Here is an 18633-nt window from a genome sequence, read left to right on the forward strand (position 1 = left end):
TTACACGATCAACGGTAAAAAGGTTCAAACGTTGTTAAAAGGCCAACAAGCCGCAGGAATTTACGAAGTTGTGTTTGACGGCAGCCACCTGGCCAGCGGCGTGTACATCTACCGTCTGACCACGGACAAAGGCTTTGCGCAGTCAAAGAAAATGATGCTTATTAAATAGAATGAAAAATGTTGAATTTTGAATTAAAATTGAAAACGGCTTAGTCAAGAAAGTTAAATTTCTGTAAGCCTCTGGTTCAAAAGGGCCGGAGGCTTTTTTATCACAAAGGACACGGAGGAGGCTAAGAGAGCGCTGAGGAAAATAAAAAATACAAAATAAAAAAAACTCGGTGTAATTTGGGGCTTCGCTGTGTTCTCAATAGTAAATTATTTCTGTTGGCCAGAGAAAAAGGATTTGCCTGATTTAAAGTTTACCAGGATTACGCTTTCCGCTTTTCAAAAATTCACTTAAAATGGGCCGTAAACTTTTCACAAGCCATTAAAATGGTGGTAATCCTGTAATCCTTTTAATCCTGGTTCAAATATCCTGTAGATAATTTTGCAATAATCAGGCGCAGTTTGAGTTTATGGAGGGAATGAACCGTTTGGAGAGCGGTATTATTTTTGTAGAACGACTCTGCTTGTGGAGCCAGGTCAATGAATACGCGCAGCGCGCCTGTTTACGCATGGGCGCGCGTATCAGTTTGGAAGAATCGGCTAAAATATAATTTTTAATTACTCAGTTATATCATGACTTATATGAATGGCGCTTTCTTAATGTTCAAGCCAGAACTTTTTGTAAATCGATCAGAAGTGAAAAACTTAATTTAGCTTTACGTCCGAAAATTCTTGAATAGTTTTTTTTACAATGCCTCAAACAGCTATTTTTTTAAGTTTTGTTATTTATTTTTTTGTAAATTAAAAGTGAAATTTCCCTGAATTTACCTGACGAGAAGGGGACGCCTATGAAACCAAATCCTAAAGACTTTCGCGTGGACGCGCAGAGCAAACTCCGCGCCGAAGCCCGTTACATCCGCGATGAACAAATACCGGGCCTCTGGTTTGGCGCTACCGTACGCAGTCCTCATCCACGGGCTCGCATCCTATCCATTGAACTTGATCCGCATTTTGACTGGCAAAACATTACTCTTGTTACGGCAAAAGATGTGCCCAACAACTATGTGGCCATCATCGAAAAAGACATGCCCGTTCTGGCAGAGAAGATGGTTAACTATGTGGGCGAACCGCTGGCTCTAATTGCGGCCCCCACTCAGGAAGAAGCCGCTGAAGCCCTGCGTCACGTCAATGTTCAATATGAGGTCCTGCCCTATTTAGATGACCCGTTGCAGGCAGAACACAGTGAAATCAAATTGTACGGATCCAACAACATCTTTAAAGAGATTCACATCGAACGGGGTGATCTGCAAACGGCGCAAAAAGAGGCCGAACACGTTATTGAACTGCAAACGCGAACCGGATTTCAGGAACACATGTATCTGGAGCCGCAGGGCATGGTTGCCATTCCTGAAAAAGGTAAAATCATTATTAAAGGTTCGCTGCAATGTCCCTATTACATTAAAAAAGCCCTGGACGAAATTTTTCAGGGTTTAACAGAAATTACGGTTGTGCACGCCACCACGGGGGGGGCCTTTGGTGGCAAAGAAGATTTTCCCTCCCTGCTGGCCGCGCATGCCGCCTTACTGGCCTACAAGTCGGGGCAGCCGGTAGCCATGTTTTACGATCGGGCCGAAGACGTGCAGGTTACCACCAAACGCCATCCTTCGTTAAGCAAGAACAGGGTTTACGTGGACAAAAACGGAAAACTGCTGGGACTGGACATTGAATTCTTCCTGGATAGCGGAGCGTATTGCACGCTTTCGCCGGTTGTGCTGGCCAGGGCAACTTTAACCATCAGCGGCTGTTACTTTATTCCCCATGTACGCATTGTGGCCAAAGCCGTAGCCACCAATACCGTGCCCAGCGGGGCCTTTCGTGGTTTTGGCGGGCCGCAGGCCATCTTCACCATGGAGATGATCATGGAAGAAATTGCCCGCCAGTTAGGCCTACCGCCGCACAAAGTTCGGGAAGTTAATCTGATTGACGAAGGACAGACCACGGCCACCGGTCAGGTCTTAAAATACAGCGTTTCCAACAAGCAAACTTTTTACGACGTGCTGGAACGCAGCGATTACCAGCGTAAGTACGCCCTATTTAAAGAACACAACGCACCAATTTTACAGCGCTTACGCAATGGGCAATTCCCGAAGTCCCGGCCTGACGACGTTTTAAAAGGTATCGGCCTTTCGGTTTTTTTGCATGGCGCAGGCTTTACCGGCGGCGGAGAAAACCGCATTAAAGGTAAAATACGTATCGAAATCGATGAAGATGGCCGTCCCGTCATTTACAGCGCCCAGACCGAAATGGGCCAGGGCCAGCAAACGGCTTTTCGCAAAATTCTGGCCGAAGCGCTGGACATCGATCGTGAGCAGGTGTTGCTGGCTGAAGTAAACACCGATAAGGTGCCGGATTCCGGGCCCACGGTAGCCTCCCGTACCACCATGGTGGTGGGCAGCCTCATCTGGGATATCGGAAAGGAGATGATTCAGACCTTTTTAGCCGCTTTACAAAAGCAATACGGTACGCCTTTCGAATACCGCAGCGGCTATTTTTACAATGGCGATCAAATCATTCCGTTTGCCCGGGTGGCCCGCCAGCATGCCGGCACAATATTCGAAAAGAAATACAAACATCCGCCCTTTATTCAATTCGACGAAGAACACTGGAAAGGCGACGCTTACCCGGTTTACTCCTGGGCAGCCGCCGTGGCCGAGACCGAAGTCGATCCCATTACCTTTAACATCCGTGTAACGCGCTACTACACCACACACGAAATCGGCAAAGCCATCAACTACGATCAGGCTGTGGCCCAGATACAGGGTGGTTCCCTGCAGGGCATTGCCTACGCTGTTTTTGAAAAAATTGACCGCCAGGACGGCCGCCTTAATGTGCATGGCTTTAACGATTACATTATTCCCACAACGGTAGACATGCCTTTAATGGACATCAAAATACTGGAAAATCCCTATCCCTTCGGGCCCATGGGCGCAAAAGGTCTGGGCGAGCTGCCGCTGGTTGGCGCAGCCCCGGCCGTGGTTTCCAGCCTGCGCATGATTTTCGGCCAGCCCATCAACAAAATTCCCGTGATGCCTGAAGACCTGTTCTTATTGGTTCAAAACATGAAAAAGAAGGGAGGCCAACCATGAACGTCTCCTTCAAGGTTAACGGAAAACAAGTTACTCTGGACATTCCTCCCCACAAACGACTGCTCGACGTGCTGCACGATGATTTACGGCTTACCTCGGTTAAAGAAGGCTGCGGCGAGGGCGAATGCGGTGCCTGCACCATTTTGTTCGATGGTAAAAATGTCAATTCCTGCCTGATTCCGGCTTTTCAGGCCGAAGGGCACGAAATCGTAACGCTTGAAGGGCTGCGGGAATGGTCTGGTTTTGCCACCATTGAGCGGGCTTACTTGGAACATGGCGCCGTACAGTGCGCCTTTTGCCTTTCCGGTTTTGTGGTCTCCACGGTGGCCTATTTAAAAAATCAACAAAACCAGCCGGTTAGCGAAGAAGACATCCAGTACGCCCTGGCCGGCAATCTTTGCCGCTGCACCGGCTACACCAAAATCGTAGAGGCGGTTAAGGATTTAGCCGAGCATGAGTCGTTGAAAATGCAATTTGAAGAGGACTGGCCCTATGAAAAATGAAGTAACCGTTATGCGTCCAGAAAACCTGCAGGAATTAGATCAGATCCTTTTGCAGAACCAGGCGCGCTGGACCTTTGTTGCCGGTGGCACCGATCTGCTGGTTCAAAAGCAAAATTGGCTTAAGGCCACCCATATTGTCGACTTGACCAGCGTTGCCGAGCTGCACAATCGGATTGAAGTAAAATCCAAGCGCCTGCGCATCGGCGCAGCCGTACCTTACAGCATCATCACCAATCACCCTTTTATTAAAAAGCACTTCCCGATTCTGGTGGAAGCCTGCAGCCTGATCGGTTCCATTCAAATTCAAAATCGTGGCACCATTGGCGGCAACATTGCCAATGCTTCGCCAGCCGGCGACACCCTGCCCGTGCTGGCCGTTTTAGACGCCGACATTTTACTCGGCCCACAAAAAGACGGACGGTTTGAACGTTTAAAAGTCCATCAGATCATGCAGGGCCCGGGGCAAACCCGCTTAAAGCCCAATCAGTACATCGCTTTCATTGAACTGCCTGTGCCGGAACCAGAGGGCCTGTTCTGGGCCTTCCGCAAAATCGGGCAACGCCAGGCCATTGCCATCAGCAAGCTGAGTTTGGCCGTGCTGGGCTGGATCGAGGACGAAAAAAAAATTCGCGCCATACGCATTGCCAGCGGTAGCGTAACACCGGTGATTACCCGGCACAGCAAAACAGAAAATCTTTTAATGGGCCAGAAATTGAGCGCTGCGCTCATCGAACAGGCTGCCGAAACCATTAAACAGGAGATTAATCCCATTTCGGATGTGCGGTCCACACACACCTATCGCCTGGAGATCACGGCCAATGTGCTGCGGGATGTATTATACGGCGTGCTGAACAAATAAGGCCGATGCAAGGGGGACTTGACGGGCTACCCTTACCGGCTTCAGAGGAATAAGGCGTGCGTGAAAATCCGTTTTTCCACAATTGTCTCAGTGAGGAAGCGGCGACTAAAAATACTCAATGTAACTAATGCGCAGTTCGCGTCCCGAGCCCTGCAAAAGGGAATTGTTCTTAAGAATATTTTTCCACATAAAATCAATTTGCAATTTTTTCTGGAAAGTCCATTTTAAAGCAGCGTTCAAGTAGCCATTGCCTTTGCCAATGCTCTTCCCCGTGTTGTCGTTCATGGCCAGATCGTATTCGGCAAACAGGCTCAGTTCCGAATTAATGCTCTTTTCTAGCCCAATAAAACCGTTCAGGTCTTTGTCCCCATCCTGGCGTTCAAAACTGTAATTGACGCCTCCGTGGAAAGCCAGGGTGCCCAGAAAATTAAAACTTTTGCTGGCCACGGCGTACAGACCTTTGGATTTACCCTCATAGCGCAGGAGTGAATCGATGTAACGACCGAATCCCTGTCCGTCGTAGCCCACGGCAATGGCCGGAAAAGCCAGCGCTTCGTCAATTAAACGGTAGCGAATATTTACAGCCACCTGTGGATTCCAATCCACATTGCCGCTGCCAATCAGATTAGCGCCGCCATAGGAAATACCAAACATCATGCGCTGTGTAATGCCAACGTCCAGATAGCCGAGCATGCCTCCATCGTTGTACATGTACAACACGCCCAAAAAGCTGCCCCGCTCTAAAGTGGCGGCAGATGGACAATCAATGATCGAAATTGATTTTACGGCTTCAATATTCTGGGCTTGCGTCGATATTGAAAATACGACAAGCAACAACACCAATTTAAAAAAGGTTTTGTGATGCATGGTAAATCCATCCTTTATCATTTACAGGAACAAATGAATTATAGGAACATTAAAAATAATTGTCAAGCAATTTCATGGAATTTGCAAGAAAAAAAATTCGTTCCATAGTAATTACTTGACTGTGAGTTCAGAGTAAACTAAATTGTAACTAAAGAACGTAAAGATACAGGGAGAACAATGAAGAACAATTTCACCAGCCGCGTTTCAAAGGTCATTCGTTATTCGAAAGAAGAAGCCATGCGGCTCGGCCACGACTACATTGGCACCGAGCACTTACTGCTGGGCATCATTAAAGAGGGTGAAGGCATTGCAGTAAAAATTCTGCAAAACCTCGGTGTCGATCTGAACAAACTCAAAAAGGCCATCGAAGATGCTACCGCTCCTTCCGGCGGCACTATGACCATTGGTAATTTGCCGCTTTCCAAACGCGCAGAAAAAGCGCTTAAAATGACTTACATTGAAGCCAAAAATTTTAAAAATGATGTGGTGGGCACAGAGCACCTGTTGCTTTCTATTTTAAAAGAAAAAGACAGCCTGGCCGCCCAGATACTGCTCACCTTTAATGTGGATTACACGGCCTGTTACAATGAACTGGAAAACATCCTGGCCGGGAAGCCATCTTCTCCGGTGCCCAAACAGATCCCCAAAAAAGTAAAAACACCGGCTCTGGATCATTTTGGCACCGATCTTACACAGCTTGCCCTGGAAGGCAAACTGGATCCCATCATTGGTCGGGACAAAGAGATCCAACGCGTGGCCCAGATTCTTTCGCGCAGAAAGAAAAATAATCCGGTACTGATCGGCGAGCCGGGCGTTGGTAAAACAGCCATTGCAGAAGGCCTGAGTCTCAGAATTATTCAGAAAAAAGTACCGCGCGTTTTGCACAACAAACGGATTGTGGCTCTGGATATGGGTTCCATTGTGGCCGGTACCAAATACCGCGGACAGTTTGAAGAACGCATGAAAGCCATAATGAACGAACTGGAAAAAGCCGATGACGTCATTTTGTTCATCGACGAGTTGCACACCATCGTCGGTGCAGGCGGCGCCTCCGGTTCGCTGGACGCTTCCAACATGTTCAAGCCCGCTTTAGCGCGCGGTGAATTGCAGTGCATTGGCGCTACAACGCTTGATGAATATCGCATGTACATCGAAAAAGATGGCGCCCTGGAGCGCCGGTTCCAGAAGGTGATGGTCGAACCAACCACGCCGGAAGAGACTCTGGAAATTCTGTACTCCATCAAAGATCGCTACGAAGCGCATCACCACGTAGAATACACGGATGAAGCCATCCAGGCCATCATTTCACTTTGCGAACGGTACATTACCGACAAACACTTTCCGGACAAGGCGATCGATGTTCTGGACGAAGCTGGTTCGCGCGTTCATTTGCAAAATCTGGTCGTTCCCAAGGAGATTTTGGACCTGGAAGCCGAAATCGAACGCATCCGCGTGGAAAAAGAATCGCTGGCCAAAATGCAGGATTTTGAAGGCGCAGCCCGCTTAAGGGACATGGAACGCCACCTGACCGAAAAATTGGATCAGGCGCGCCTGGAATGGGAAGTCTCTGAAGAAAATCGCATTTCACCGGTGACCAAAAAGGACATTGCTGACGTGGTTTCCATGATGACCGGCATCCCAACCGACCGCATTGCCCTGAGCGAATCGGAAAAATTGTTAAAGATGAACGACGAACTGAAAAAGAAAGTTATCGGACAGGATCAGGCGATCGAAACCATCACGCGCGCCATTCGTCGGGCGCGGGCCGGTCTCAAAGACCCCAACCGCCCCATTGGTTCGTTCCTGTTCCTGGGGCCCACCGGCGTTGGGAAAACCTATTTAGCCAAACAACTGGCCGAGTATCTGTTCGAAAACCCCAACACACTAATCCGTGTGGATATGAGTGAGTACATGGAAAAATTTAACGTGTCGCGTCTGATCGGTTCTCCTCCGGGATATGTTGGCTACGAAGAGGGCGGCATTTTAACCGAACAGGTGCGCCGACATCCCTACTCGGTCATTCTGTTTGATGAAATTGAAAAAGCCCATCCCGATATTTTCAACATCCTTTTGCAGGTGCTGGATGATGGCATATTGACCGATTCACTGGGACATCGCGTCGATTTTAAGAACACCATCATTATCATGACCTCCAACGTGGGCGTTAAAGATATTAAAAATCTGAACCGTTTCGGATTTTCCACCGATCAGGAAAGCGACAATTTTGAACAGATTAAGAATAAAATCGAAGGCGAATTAAAACGTGTGTTCAATCCGGAATTTTTGAATCGTCTGGACGATATTGTTTACTTCAAGCAGTTCACGCAAAAAGACGCCCTTAAGATCGTAGACCTGGCTCTGCAGGATCTGGTGAAAAAATTGCGCGAACGGAAAATAGAGTTTCAGCTAACCGAAGGCGCTAAAAAATTTATTGCCGAACACGGATTTGATCCCATGTACGGCGCCCGGCCCTTGCGTCGTGCCATTCAAAAGTACATTGAAGACCCGATTGCCGATGAACTGATTAAAGGAACCTTTAACGATGGCAGCATCATCCAGATTAAGATGAAAAACAAGAACGAACTGGCCTTTACGGAAATCGGTCGTCGTGAGGATGCACCGGAAGATGTAGAACTAAAGGGATGAAGTCCCTTGTAATTCGGTAAACCTTGCTTTGATGGGAGAAAATCCTTACTTTTTAAAAATTCAACATGCCTGAGTGTTTTTCACTTGGGCTTTTTTGTTTATTGCCTTATATTCTGGACGCTTTTTGTTAAACTAAGTGATGAGGTTAGCATGTCGCTCAAATTAGATTACTCGAATGTGGTGGATGTAAATTTAGGCCCGGAACACGGTTTAAAACTATCTGAAATCGAAAGTTTGTTGTCTAAAGGTCAGCAAGTACTAAAAGATTTAAAGCACAAGGCTGAGGCGGAAGAACTCGGTTTCTACCAATTACCCTTCCAGGAAAGCGTATTTGATGAAATTTTGACTTTTGCCACCGCAGCCCGAAAACGCTTTGATTACTATGTGCATTTAGGAATCGGGGGCTCCGCTTTGGGGCCGATTGCCATTCAGACCTCTCTGTTAGATTCCTACTTCAACTTAAACGAACATCCAAAAATGTTCTTCCCCGATAATGTGGATCCGGACTGGATGCATGATTTGTTGGAACACATCAATGTTTCCAAGACCCTGTTTCATGTTGTGTCCAAGTCTGGTGCCACAGCAGAAACCGCGGCTTCTCTCCTCTATTTTATGAAATATCTAAAAGAAGCCCTGAACGATAATTTCTACAAAAATTTAATCTTTACTACGGATCCGGTAGAAGGATTGCTGAACGTTATTGCCAGAGAATATCCCATCAAATGTTTTCGTATTCCGCCCAATGTTGGAGGACGTTTTTCAGTGCTTTCACCTGTTGGGTTGTTATCGGCAGCGCTGACCGGAGTGGATATTAAAGCCATGGCCCGTGGTGCAGCCGAAATGGCCCGCCAATGTGAAACGGACGATCTGTTGCACAACCCGTCCTTTGTTTTTGCAGCCATTCACTATCTTTACCTGAAACGCGGAAAAAACATCAGTGTTATGATGCCCTACAGCAATAAATTGCGCGATCTGGCAGATTGGTATCGTCAGTTGTGGGCAGAGAGTCTGGGCAAACGCTACGATATTCACGGCCACAAAGTTGAAGTGGGTCAGACACCGGTCAAAGCCCTGGGTGCCACTGACCAGCACTCACAGGTACAACTTTACGTGGAGGGCCCCAACGACAAGGTGATTACCTTTCTGGAAGTGGAATCTTTCAAACACAATGAATTATTGCACAATTATTTTCCACAAATTGATGAATTCAACTACTTCGAAGGGAAATCTTTAGGGCAGTTGCTTAACTATGAAAAACAGGCCACGGAACTGGCTTTGACCAACAATCACCGCCCCAATCTGACCATTAAATTTTCGGAAGTGTCTGCGGAGAATGTGGGCGCTTTTTTCTTTTTGTTGGAAGCCGCCACCGCTTTTGCCGGTGGGTTACTGGAAATCAATGCTTTTAACCAGCCGGGCGTGGAACAGGGTAAAGTGGCTACCTACGCTTTGATGGGCCGTAAAGGCTACGAAAAAAAGCACAAGGAAATCCTGCAGCAATTACAGAATAAACAGCGGTTTGAAATTTGAAGGATTTATTTTAAGGGAAAAGGTAAAAAGATTAAAGAAGCTGGTAGGCTTTGCCCGGTTTGGTGGAAGTTGACCCACCCCTTAGTCCCCTCCGGAGGAGGGGAGACTAAAATTCCCCTCCTGGGAGGGGCGAATCCCAAATTCCCCTCCTGGGAGGGGTTGGGTTCCCTACAAGGCAAAAGAAAAAAGATTAAAGAGGATGAGAAGGTAGGTGAGCGGAATCTTCAAAAATATGCGGGCAAATCCTCTCCACCAATGGCGGGAATACAAAACACCCTGATGACGTTTAACAATCTTTTAAAATACATTAAGGAGGAGTATCGTTTTGGCATACGTAAAACCCAATCCCGACAGCGATTACGCATTTATTTTAGGTGTTTCCAGTGGATTTGGCGAGGCAACGGCGCTGGAATTGGCCAGAGAAGGCTTTAACATCATTGGTGTTCACATGGATCGTGGCGAAGCCTTAAACCATGTGGAAGAGCTTAAACGACTGATCAAAGAGAATGGAGTTAAAGCGCTTTTTTTCAACAAAAACGCGGCCTCCGAGAAAAATCGTAAACAGGTCATTGAAGAAATTAAAGCCCACTTTACTGAAGGCGAATCCCAAAAACAAATCAAGGTTATGTTGCATTCCCTGGCCTTTGGTTCGCTTGCTCCTTACATTCATCACGATTTAAAGGAAAGACTGACGCAGAAACAGATGGAAATGACCTTGAATGTCATGGCCCACAGCCTGGTTTACTGGACTCAGGACCTGGTGGAAGAACATCTTTTACGTCAGGGATCAAAAATTTTTGCCATGACCAGTTCGGGTTCGTTGCGCGTCATTCCCTATTATGGCGCGGTTTCTGCCGCCAAGTCGGCGCTGGAATCTCACGTTCGTCAGCTGGCGCTGGAGCTGGCCCCTTACAAGATGACGGTGAATGCCATCCGCGCAGGCGTTACCTTTACTCCGGCCTTGCGTAAAATCCCAGGCCACGAAACCATGATCGATCTGGCTTTAAGCCAGATTCCTTTTAAACGCCTGACCCAGCCTACCGATATTGCTAAATTTATTCTGGCACTGGCCACATCCGATGAATTGTGGGCCACCGGCAATGTGTTCAACGTGGATGGCGGCGAAGTCATCACCGCCTATCACTCGCCCTTTCGTAACAAACGCTGAACGCTTAACAATTCAATTAAGAAACTTTTTGGGTCGGGCAACTCCGGTAGTGCAGGAGATCGCCCGGCCACACTTTTTTTCAAAAAAAGGCCCCCGCCTTTTTTTCTGGTAGGCGTAACTTCAGTCGACCTTTTATTTCTAACATTTTAAAACTCACTGTAAAGGCCAACCTTTGGGCTCTGGCTTTATAGCTGGAAGAATCTCTTAAAGCCCAAATCGCTGCCCTCATGCAGTTCCCCATTACCAGTACCGACAGCCGAATTTTCGTCCGCTCCGCCGAGTACTCTATTGGTTAGAACATCCATCGAGCCATTGGACTTTCGCGCTAAAATGGTTTAAATTAAGCTAAAAAGTCGGTTTTAAAAAAGGTGAAGACCTTGTTGTTCAAAGGCTTGCTGTTTATCTCACTTTTTTCACTTCAGTTGCAATTGCATTTGCCCCCTGCCCTGCAAATTGTTACTAATGACACTACTCTGTCGTTTTCTCCCGAATGGATGGCTGGCGTGTTGAGTAATTTAGCGCTTCGCAAACCCAATTACGCCATTGTCGCTTTTTATGTGGACAATCAAAAATGCTTTACCAAAATCCGGATTTCGCAAACAGCTACACGTACACAGGTAATTGAAAACATTTTGCTTTACTACATGCTGCTTGAGAATGAAGACGAACGAAGTTGCGAAACATTGCTCATTTACCCCTACTTTGTGCCTGTAACAGAACAACCCTTTGTGCTGGCTCAATACCGGCCAGGAGGACAATTGATCGTACAGTTTAATCACTGGCAAACCGTGCCCATACCGCCCGAACCGACACAAAAAGAGATTGAAGTTTACAATTACATCCTGACCCGATATTTTCAACAGTTTTCAACTATCGACACCATCCCGGGCGAAATCTTTACTGCTGCCAGTCAGCGTTTTGCTCTTCCCCCAAAAACCATTATCGCCATCTACCGAAAAGTTTTTCTATGGAAAAAACAACCGTGAGCTTCTTCAGCTCAATATTTGCTGAGCAAGAGATCGTCACTATTTAGCCACAATGGGGTTTAAATTGCGTTCGGCAAAAGATCAAATGCTGTGGCGTGCGAAAATCTTAGAGGCGCTGCCCGTTCTTATTTCGGCTCCCGGTAAAAGCCTAACTTTCGTGCTATTGCGTTCTAAAAAGCATCAGAAAATTGAATGCCAACCTTGAATTTTATTGATGCTAATTTGTATCTTTAATCTGTTACATTCTGTTTATGGTAGTGAACTAAAAGGAGCAATCTAATGGAAGTGCTTAACATTGAAAAAATCAACAAACGGTTTGGTGGAGTTCATGCTGTAAAAGACGTTTCATTTACCATTGAAACCGGTAAAATTTACGGTCTTTTAGGACCCAACGGAGCTGGTAAAACAACCACCATTCGCATGATCATGAATATCATTGTTCCGGACTCCGGTAACATTTCGCTTTTCGGACAATCCATGAACGATGCCCTTAAGGCCAAAATCGGTTACCTGCCGGAAGAGCGGGGAGTTTACCCTAAAATGAAAGTTTACGATTTTCTCAAATTTTTAGGTGAACTACACGATAGACCAGCCGCTCTTTTAGAAGAAAAGATCAATTACTGGTTAAAGCGCTTTGAACTGGGTACCATGGGCCAGTTTAAAGTCGAAGAACTTTCCAAAGGGAACCAACAAAAGGTACAACTGATCGGTTCATTCTTGCATGACCCTCAATTACTCATTTTAGATGAACCGTTTTCTGGATTGGACCCGGTCAATGTAAACCTGGTTAAAGAGATTATTCTGGAATTTAAGGAACAGGGCAAGGCCATCATTCTTTCCACACACATGATGGATGCCGCCGAAAAAATTTGCGATCATGTGTATCTGATCAACAAAGGGCAAAAGGTGCTGGATGGAGAGATCAACACCATTCAGCAGCAATATGGGCACAACGCCGTGCAATTGGAATACAAAGGCGATAGCCGTGTTATTGAACAATTGCCCATGGTAGAAAATTTCAATGATTTTGGTAATTTTGTTGAAGTGCAACTAAAGGACGGCCATACGGTAAATGATTTATTGCAAGCCATCCTTCCCCATATTGAAATTTTTCGCGTTCAGGCCAGGCGTTCTTCCCTAAATGAAATTTTTATCAGTCTGGTGAAAGGAGGTGACAACCATGCGTAAGGTATTGACCATCATAAAACGGGAGTACCGGGAAGCGGTTTTTAAAAAGAGTTTTCTTATTTTAACACTGTTAATGCCCCTCATCATGATCGCGATGGCCGTATTGCCAAGCCTTCTTATCATGATGGAAACCAAGAAACAGACACGTGTACACGTCATTGATCATTCAAGGTGGCTTTTTCAGGAATTAAACCGATCTTTGACCGACACATTGAAAAACGGGCAGCCCAAATTCGTTCTGGAGCTGACTGAAACGGCGCCATCCAATTTCGAACAGCTCTTAGAACAACAAAAGAATTTAATTAAAGAAGAGAAAATCGACGTTTTACTGGTCATCCCCGCAGACATCGATTCAATCAGCAAGGCCGAACTGTACGCGCGAAATGTAGGCGATTTTGACATGATTTCCCGCTTCAAAAACACACTTTCCAAACTGGTTTCAAATCATCGCTTGATGGCCTCGGGCCTGGAACCAGAGATCATCAATAAATTAATCAAGCCCATTAAGTTAGAAACCACCAAAGTAATGAAAGGTCGCAAGGAATCCAAAGGCGGCTTTATGAGCGAATATTTTACTACCTTTGTTTTCATCTTCATCATTTATTTTACCATCATACTATACGCCACGGCCATCATGCGTAGCATCATTCAGGAAAAAAATTCGCGTATTATAGAAACCATTCTTTCCGGCACCAATGCCTATCATTTTATGGCCGGGAAAATTTTGGGCCAGGGGGCGGTCGGCATTACGCAATACGCTATTTGGGTTAGCGTTGGCATTGCTCTGTTCTTTGCTTCAGGAAAATTGTTACCCACCAGTTCATTTACCATCAGCCCGACAACTTTCTTTTATTTCATTCTTTTTTACATTTTAGGCTATTTTCTCTTTTCCACCCTGTATGCCGCCATTGGCGCTATGGTTAATTCTGAACAGGAGGCTCAGGGACTGGCTACACCGGTTGTATTTCTGCTGGTCATTCCTCTGGTTATGATTGGCATGATCGTGAAAGACCCCAATTCCACGGTTGTAACCGCTTTTTCGTTGATCCCTTTTTTCTCGCCCATTGTGATGTTTGCCCGGATCAATTTGGCCGGGCCACCGCTGGGACAAATTATTCTTTCCATCGCTTTACTCATACTTACCATTGCCGTTTTAATCTGGGTGGTTGCCAAAATTTTCAGGATTGGTATTCTGATGTACGGGAAACGGCCAACTTTTCCGGAAATTTTGAAATGGATTAAGTATTAACGCTTTTTGTTGAATTGGTTCACGCTTCTCTCTTGCCTCATGTTCAGGGGCAAAGAGAAGCTTTTTTGAAGCTGATGGAGAGCGTTGCAGGTGATCCGTCGTTTCAGAAAAATACCGGTTCAAAAAACGCAACATTCAGGCAATGTTTCCTTTTTCCTTTGAAAGTAACCCACCCCTAACCCATCTCAGGAGGGGAAAAGTAGTTAGTTTCCCCTTAAATAGCTCCTAAATAATCTTTAAAGTGTGTCGATTATCTCAACATAAATTGTAAAACAAATTGAACATTGGCAATGCATCGATTTTTCTTAAAACAGACCCTTTTCTTTTTTTTGATTCTGAACTATTCTGTTTTTAGTCATTCTGTTCGTACGCGCAATTATCCCTACATTCGTTACACCGTAGATACCGGATTACCCCAATCGATTGTATCGGCTTTGATGCAGGATTCATTCGGTTTTTTATGGATTGGTACCAATGAAGGACTGGCCCGCTTTAACGGATCCTTTTTCTACGTCTTTTCTAAAGGGACAGGCTATCCATTTGGTCTAATTACAGGCATTATAGAAAAAAAACCTGGCACCATCTGGATTTCTACCATTGATAATGGAATCTGGGAGTTGAAACAGGAAAAATTTAAAAAAATCAAAATCGATTCTTTAAAATCGAATCACATCAATTTTTTAAGCAAAACGATTGACAATGAAATATTAATCGGGGCCGAACCGGGCGGACTTTATGTACTTAAACACGACTCCTTAATTGTACATATTAACGATACTACCGGGCAATGTGATGGACCTATCATTAGTGCAGCCAAGGATTATCAGGGCCGCTATTGGCTTGGTTCCTTCCAGAACGGGCTGCAGGTCTTTTCTCATTCACAAAAGATCTTACATCTCACTACAAAACAGGGTTTACCTTCTAATGAAATTCGGGCCCTTTTGCCGCTACCCGATGGCACAGTGTGGGTAGGTACACGGTACGGTCTCTTTGTTTATGGGAATCCCGAATTAACTCAAGAATTACAAACCCGATTCCCTGGCACTTTTATTGCCGGGCTCTATTCCAGAAATGGGCGCAATGTGTGGGTAAACCTGGCTTCCAAACCTGGGGGGGTTCTCCACTTTAGAGATGACAGGCTACTCGAAACGCTCCATGCCAACGAAGGATTTTATTCCAAAAGTACTTTGATTACCGAATCCGGAGCCCTGTTTTTAGGCTCCTATCAGGGGCTTGTTGTACATCCTAACAGAAACTTTCAAAATTACGGGAAAGAACGTGGTCTGTTTGACACATATATCCGAGCCATTACCAGAGGCCCCGATGGGAATATTTGGGTTGCTACCAAAAATGAAGGTCTGTATAAATTGGTTAATGATCATTTTATTAAACCTGCGCTCAACGATACTATTTTTGCTGGCAACTCCATTTTCTGTATAAAAACCATCAATCATCATTTATGGATTGGTACAGCCCGCGGGCTCTACGTTTTTGATGGCCAGAACATTCTTTCGACTAACATTAGCCAAATGTTAAAAAACATAGCCATAAGACGAATTGAAAAAATAGACGATCAATTTTTTCTTCTGTCCAATAAAAATATTTTGGTTTATAAAAAAAATAAACTCTCTGATTATTCTTTTAATTTAAATGATCGAAAGCGGTTATCCATCTGGGGGATTGGTAAAGACAGATTGGGACAACTGGTTATCGGGACCAACGGCCAGGGGGCTTTTTTACTCAAAGATAAACAATGGCTGCCCATGACCATTCCAGATTCTGTTAAGCAAATTTTTTCTATCCGCCCCGATGAAGATCAATATCTCTATTTTGCAACTTCGCAGGGTATTTACAAATGGGATGGGAAGACCTTTACTCCGGTTATGGATTTAAAGCGCACCATTTGGGATGTGCTGCCCATTGGTGGTCAAATTTGGGCGCTTACCAGCAATGGTTTGTACCACATCAAAAATGGCCGGGTTAGAATTTACAATCGTAATAATGGTTTTATCAGCACAGAATTTAACATGGGTGCCGTATTTGCATTAAATAAAAACGAATGTTGGTTTGGCGGTGTCGGAGGGCTGGTACATTACCATAAAATGGAAACCTATCCCGATTTTATTCCCAAGTTTTACATAACCAGGCTGACCACCAAAGATTCTTTGTTTACCTATCCTTTTAATTATTCGATTACGTTACCTTTTTCCAACAATTCTCTTCGCTTCTACTTTCAAAAAATAAATTATGGGAATGAACCCTTTTTCAAAATGGCCTATTATTTGAAAGGCTTTGCAAAAGATACGGTTTTTTTAAATGATGAGGAGATAAATTTTGTTGATTATTCCTATTTGCCGGATGGCCATTACACATTCCGGTTATTTTTAATCAATCCCTTTACCAATGAAATCGCAGCCCAACGGTCTGTTTCCTTCACGATTCTGGCTCCCTGGTTCAAATCTCCACTTTTTATTTTTGTAATGATACTGATCAGCATTGGGCTTGTGATGGCCATTGTTCATGCCCGTGAATCTTATTTAAAAAAGCGGAACTTAATTCTTGAACAGCAAATACAGGAGCGTACAGAAGACATTCGTCAGAGCTACAAACTATTAAAAAAAGAGACCGAACAACGTAAAAAGGCGCAAATATCATTAAGAAATGAGCGAAGGCAGCTTGAAATCACGCTTAAGGCTATTGCCGATGGCGTCATCAGGACCGATCTTGAGGGCAAAATTTTACTGATCAATGAAAGAGCGGAAGTGCTATTGGGGATTTCTAAGGAACAAGCTTCTAAATACAATTTGAATGAGATTGTCCAATTAAAAGAAGACGGTACACACGAAATCATTCAACTACCAGACTATGTAAAAAAATGGGAAGATAATCCAGATGCGCCCAGACACTTTACGGCTTTGCTGGAATTGAAGCATGAGCAAAGTCCGCGATTCTTAAATATTAGCTGGTCAAAGATTCGGGAAGAAAATGGAGAAGAATCAGGTTATGTCTGGGTCTTTCGCGACATCAGCGTTGAGCGCCAGTTAGAAGAAGAGATTTTAAAATCACAAAAATTGGAATCGATAGGCCTATTGGCCGGGGGCATTGCTCACGATTTTAATAATATCTTAGCTGGCATTCTTGGTAATACTCAGTTAGCAGAGCTTCACATCTCTGATCCGGAACAACTGCAACGCTATCTTAAAGGAATCGAAGAAGCGACTCTAAGTGCTTCGCGATTGACCAAGCAATTATTAACATTTGCCAAAGGCGGCGAGCCCGTTAAAGAAGTGATCTCCATTAAAGATATCCTGGAAGAAACGGTTGAATTTGCACTGCGCGGTTCCAATGTTTCCGCACACTTCGAAATTGATCCCCAATTGTGGCCCATTGAAGCGGACAAAGGGCAATTGAATCAGGTCATAAACAATCTCGTCATCAATGCTATGCAGGCCATGCCAGGGGGAGGCACTCTATCGTTAAAGGCTCGGAACTGTTCAGGTGAAGAGCTTAAAAAAGTAATACCAGATTTGGAAGGCGAATATTTTATCAGAATCGATATCTCTGATACGGGCATTGGCATCCCAAAGGAAAATCTGGCCAAAATTTTTGATCCTTATTTTACGACCAAACAGCGAGGAAGTGGATTGGGATTGGCTACCACTTACGCCATCGTTAAAAAACATGGGGGTATGATTACCGTTGAATCTGAGTTGGGCAAAGGCACAACTTTCTCCATTTTTCTGCCAGCCAATCCCGACGCCGCAGTCTGTAAGAAAAAAGAGGCGGAAGAAATCCAATCATTTCAGAACAAGCGCATTCTGGTAATGGATGACGAAGAATATATTCTTGAATTAATGGGTAGCTTTTTAGAAATGCTGGGCATAGAAGCCGATTTTGCAAAAGAAGGACAGGAAGCCATAGAAAAGTATCGTGCCCAATTGGAACAGGGAAAACCTTACGATGCGGTCATTATGGATTTGACCATCCGGGGCGGCATGGGAGGCAGGGAGGCTGTGGTTGAAATTTTGAACATTGACCCGAAGGCTAAAGTCATTGTTGCCAGTGGCTACAGTACGGATAGTTCACTGGCCAATTACAAACAACTGGGATTTGTAGGCCGACTGAGTAAACCGTTTACTCTGGAAGAGCTGAATAAGATTCTGGCTGAAGTGTTGAATACCTCCGGCTCCGGCTCAAGCTAAAGCTTGAGTTACAAGTACAACGTAACTCGAACTTTAGTTCGAGTCTTGCTCAAGCTGAAGCTTGAGTTACGGTCACAACGTCAGGATCAAGCTAAAGCCTGAGTTACATTGTATCCAGCACCTCCTCGCCGGTTATGACCATCAGTTTCAATATTTTTTGTTTCTTTAATTCCGGCATGTCAAT

13 protein-coding genes are annotated in these 18633 nt (G+C 45.0%); 12 read left to right on the forward strand and 1 reads right to left on the reverse strand.

The window, feature by feature from the left end:
* Nucleotides 1-7: 7 nt before the first annotated feature.
* The 5 genes from ACWB0I_RS03695 (at nucleotide 8) to ACWB0I_RS03715 (ending at nucleotide 4613) form a co-directional block, all read left to right on the forward strand.
* Entirely contained in the window at nucleotides 8-169 is a 162-nt protein-coding gene (locus ACWB0I_RS03695) for a T9SS type A sorting domain-containing protein (RefSeq protein ID WP_479386699.1), read from the forward strand.
* Between the two features lie 415 nt (nucleotides 170-584).
* Complete coding sequence (locus ACWB0I_RS03700) at nucleotides 585-716, forward strand: hypothetical protein (protein ID WP_479386687.1); 132 nt, start codon at nucleotides 585-587, stop codon at nucleotides 714-716.
* A 237-nt stretch (nucleotides 717-953) separates the two neighbouring features.
* Entirely contained in the window at nucleotides 954-3251 is a 2298-nt protein-coding gene (locus ACWB0I_RS03705; RefSeq protein WP_479386688.1) for a xanthine dehydrogenase family protein molybdopterin-binding subunit, read from the forward strand.
* A complete protein-coding gene (locus ACWB0I_RS03710; RefSeq protein WP_479386689.1) occupies nucleotides 3248-3754 on the forward strand; it encodes a (2Fe-2S)-binding protein in 507 nt (168 codons plus the stop codon). The genes ACWB0I_RS03705 and ACWB0I_RS03710 overlap by 4 nt, the downstream gene beginning before the upstream one ends.
* Nucleotides 3744-4613 (forward strand): FAD binding domain-containing protein, encoded by an 870-nt coding sequence (locus tag ACWB0I_RS03715; RefSeq protein WP_479386690.1) that lies wholly within the window; start codon nucleotides 3744-3746, stop codon nucleotides 4611-4613. The genes ACWB0I_RS03710 and ACWB0I_RS03715 overlap by 11 nt, the downstream gene beginning before the upstream one ends.
* Before the next feature lie 105 nt (nucleotides 4614-4718).
* On the opposite strand, the gene ACWB0I_RS03720 is transcribed toward ACWB0I_RS03715, so the two are convergent.
* Nucleotides 4719-5480 carry a hypothetical protein gene (locus ACWB0I_RS03720; RefSeq protein ID WP_479386691.1) on the reverse strand — a complete coding sequence of 254 codons (762 nt, stop codon included), beginning with the start codon at nucleotides 5478-5480 and terminating at the stop codon, nucleotides 4719-4721.
* Between the two features lie 177 nt (nucleotides 5481-5657).
* On the opposite strand from ACWB0I_RS03720, the gene ACWB0I_RS03725 reads away from it, so the two are divergent.
* The 7 genes from ACWB0I_RS03725 (at nucleotide 5658) to ACWB0I_RS03755 (ending at nucleotide 18449) form a co-directional block, all read left to right on the forward strand.
* Nucleotides 5658-8126, forward strand: coding sequence for an ATP-dependent Clp protease ATP-binding subunit (locus ACWB0I_RS03725; protein WP_479386692.1), 2469 nt, complete (start codon nucleotides 5658-5660; stop codon nucleotides 8124-8126).
* A gap of 150 nt (nucleotides 8127-8276) precedes the next feature.
* Nucleotides 8277-9656: a glucose-6-phosphate isomerase gene (locus ACWB0I_RS03730; protein WP_479386693.1), complete on the forward strand. Its 1380-nt coding sequence runs from the start codon at nucleotides 8277-8279 to the stop codon at nucleotides 9654-9656.
* A gap of 325 nt (nucleotides 9657-9981) precedes the next feature.
* Complete coding sequence (locus ACWB0I_RS03735; RefSeq protein WP_479386694.1) at nucleotides 9982-10824, forward strand: SDR family oxidoreductase; 843 nt, start codon at nucleotides 9982-9984, stop codon at nucleotides 10822-10824.
* Nucleotides 10825-11204: 380 nt separating this feature from the next.
* Complete coding sequence (locus tag ACWB0I_RS03740; RefSeq protein WP_479386695.1) at nucleotides 11205-11810, forward strand: hypothetical protein; 606 nt, start codon at nucleotides 11205-11207, stop codon at nucleotides 11808-11810.
* Nucleotides 11811-12089: 279 nt separating this feature from the next.
* Nucleotides 12090-12998: an ABC transporter ATP-binding protein gene (locus tag ACWB0I_RS03745; protein ID WP_479386696.1), complete on the forward strand. Its 909-nt coding sequence runs from the start codon at nucleotides 12090-12092 to the stop codon at nucleotides 12996-12998.
* A complete protein-coding gene (locus ACWB0I_RS03750) occupies nucleotides 12991-14247 on the forward strand; it encodes an ABC transporter permease (protein WP_479386697.1) in 1257 nt (418 codons plus the stop codon). The genes ACWB0I_RS03745 and ACWB0I_RS03750 overlap by 8 nt, the downstream gene beginning before the upstream one ends.
* 290 nt (nucleotides 14248-14537) lie before the next feature.
* Nucleotides 14538-18449, forward strand: a complete 3912-nt coding sequence (locus tag ACWB0I_RS03755; protein WP_479386698.1) for a hybrid sensor histidine kinase/response regulator — start codon at nucleotides 14538-14540, stop codon at nucleotides 18447-18449.
* Nucleotides 18450-18633: the final 184 nt, after the last annotated feature.

It is taken from the genome of Caldithrix sp., assembly GCF_056497305.1.

Bases quoted from the DNA above. Each gene is read 5' to 3' on its own strand.
- ACWB0I_RS03755 (WP_479386698.1), top strand. From the start codon at position 14,538: ATGCATCGATTTTTCTTAAAACAGACCCTTTTCTTTTTTTTGATTCTG.
- ACWB0I_RS03710 (WP_479386689.1), top strand. From the start codon at position 3,248: ATGAACGTCTCCTTCAAGGTTAACGGAAAACAAGTTACTCTGGACATT.
- ACWB0I_RS03725 (WP_479386692.1), top strand. From the start codon at position 5,658: ATGAAGAACAATTTCACCAGCCGCGTTTCAAAGGTCATTCGTTATTCG.
- ACWB0I_RS03745 (WP_479386696.1), top strand. From the start codon at position 12,090: ATGGAAGTGCTTAACATTGAAAAAATCAACAAACGGTTTGGTGGAGTT.
- ACWB0I_RS03705 (WP_479386688.1), top strand. From the start codon at position 954: ATGAAACCAAATCCTAAAGACTTTCGCGTGGACGCGCAGAGCAAACTC.
- ACWB0I_RS03720 (WP_479386691.1), bottom strand. From the start codon at position 5,480: ATGCATCACAAAACCTTTTTTAAATTGGTGTTGTTGCTTGTCGTATTT.
- ACWB0I_RS03715 (WP_479386690.1), top strand. From the start codon at position 3,744: ATGAAAAATGAAGTAACCGTTATGCGTCCAGAAAACCTGCAGGAATTA.
- ACWB0I_RS03750 (WP_479386697.1), top strand. From the start codon at position 12,991: ATGCGTAAGGTATTGACCATCATAAAACGGGAGTACCGGGAAGCGGTT.
- ACWB0I_RS03730 (WP_479386693.1), top strand. From the start codon at position 8,277: ATGTCGCTCAAATTAGATTACTCGAATGTGGTGGATGTAAATTTAGGC.
- ACWB0I_RS03700 (WP_479386687.1), top strand. From the start codon at position 585: ATGAACCGTTTGGAGAGCGGTATTATTTTTGTAGAACGACTCTGCTTG.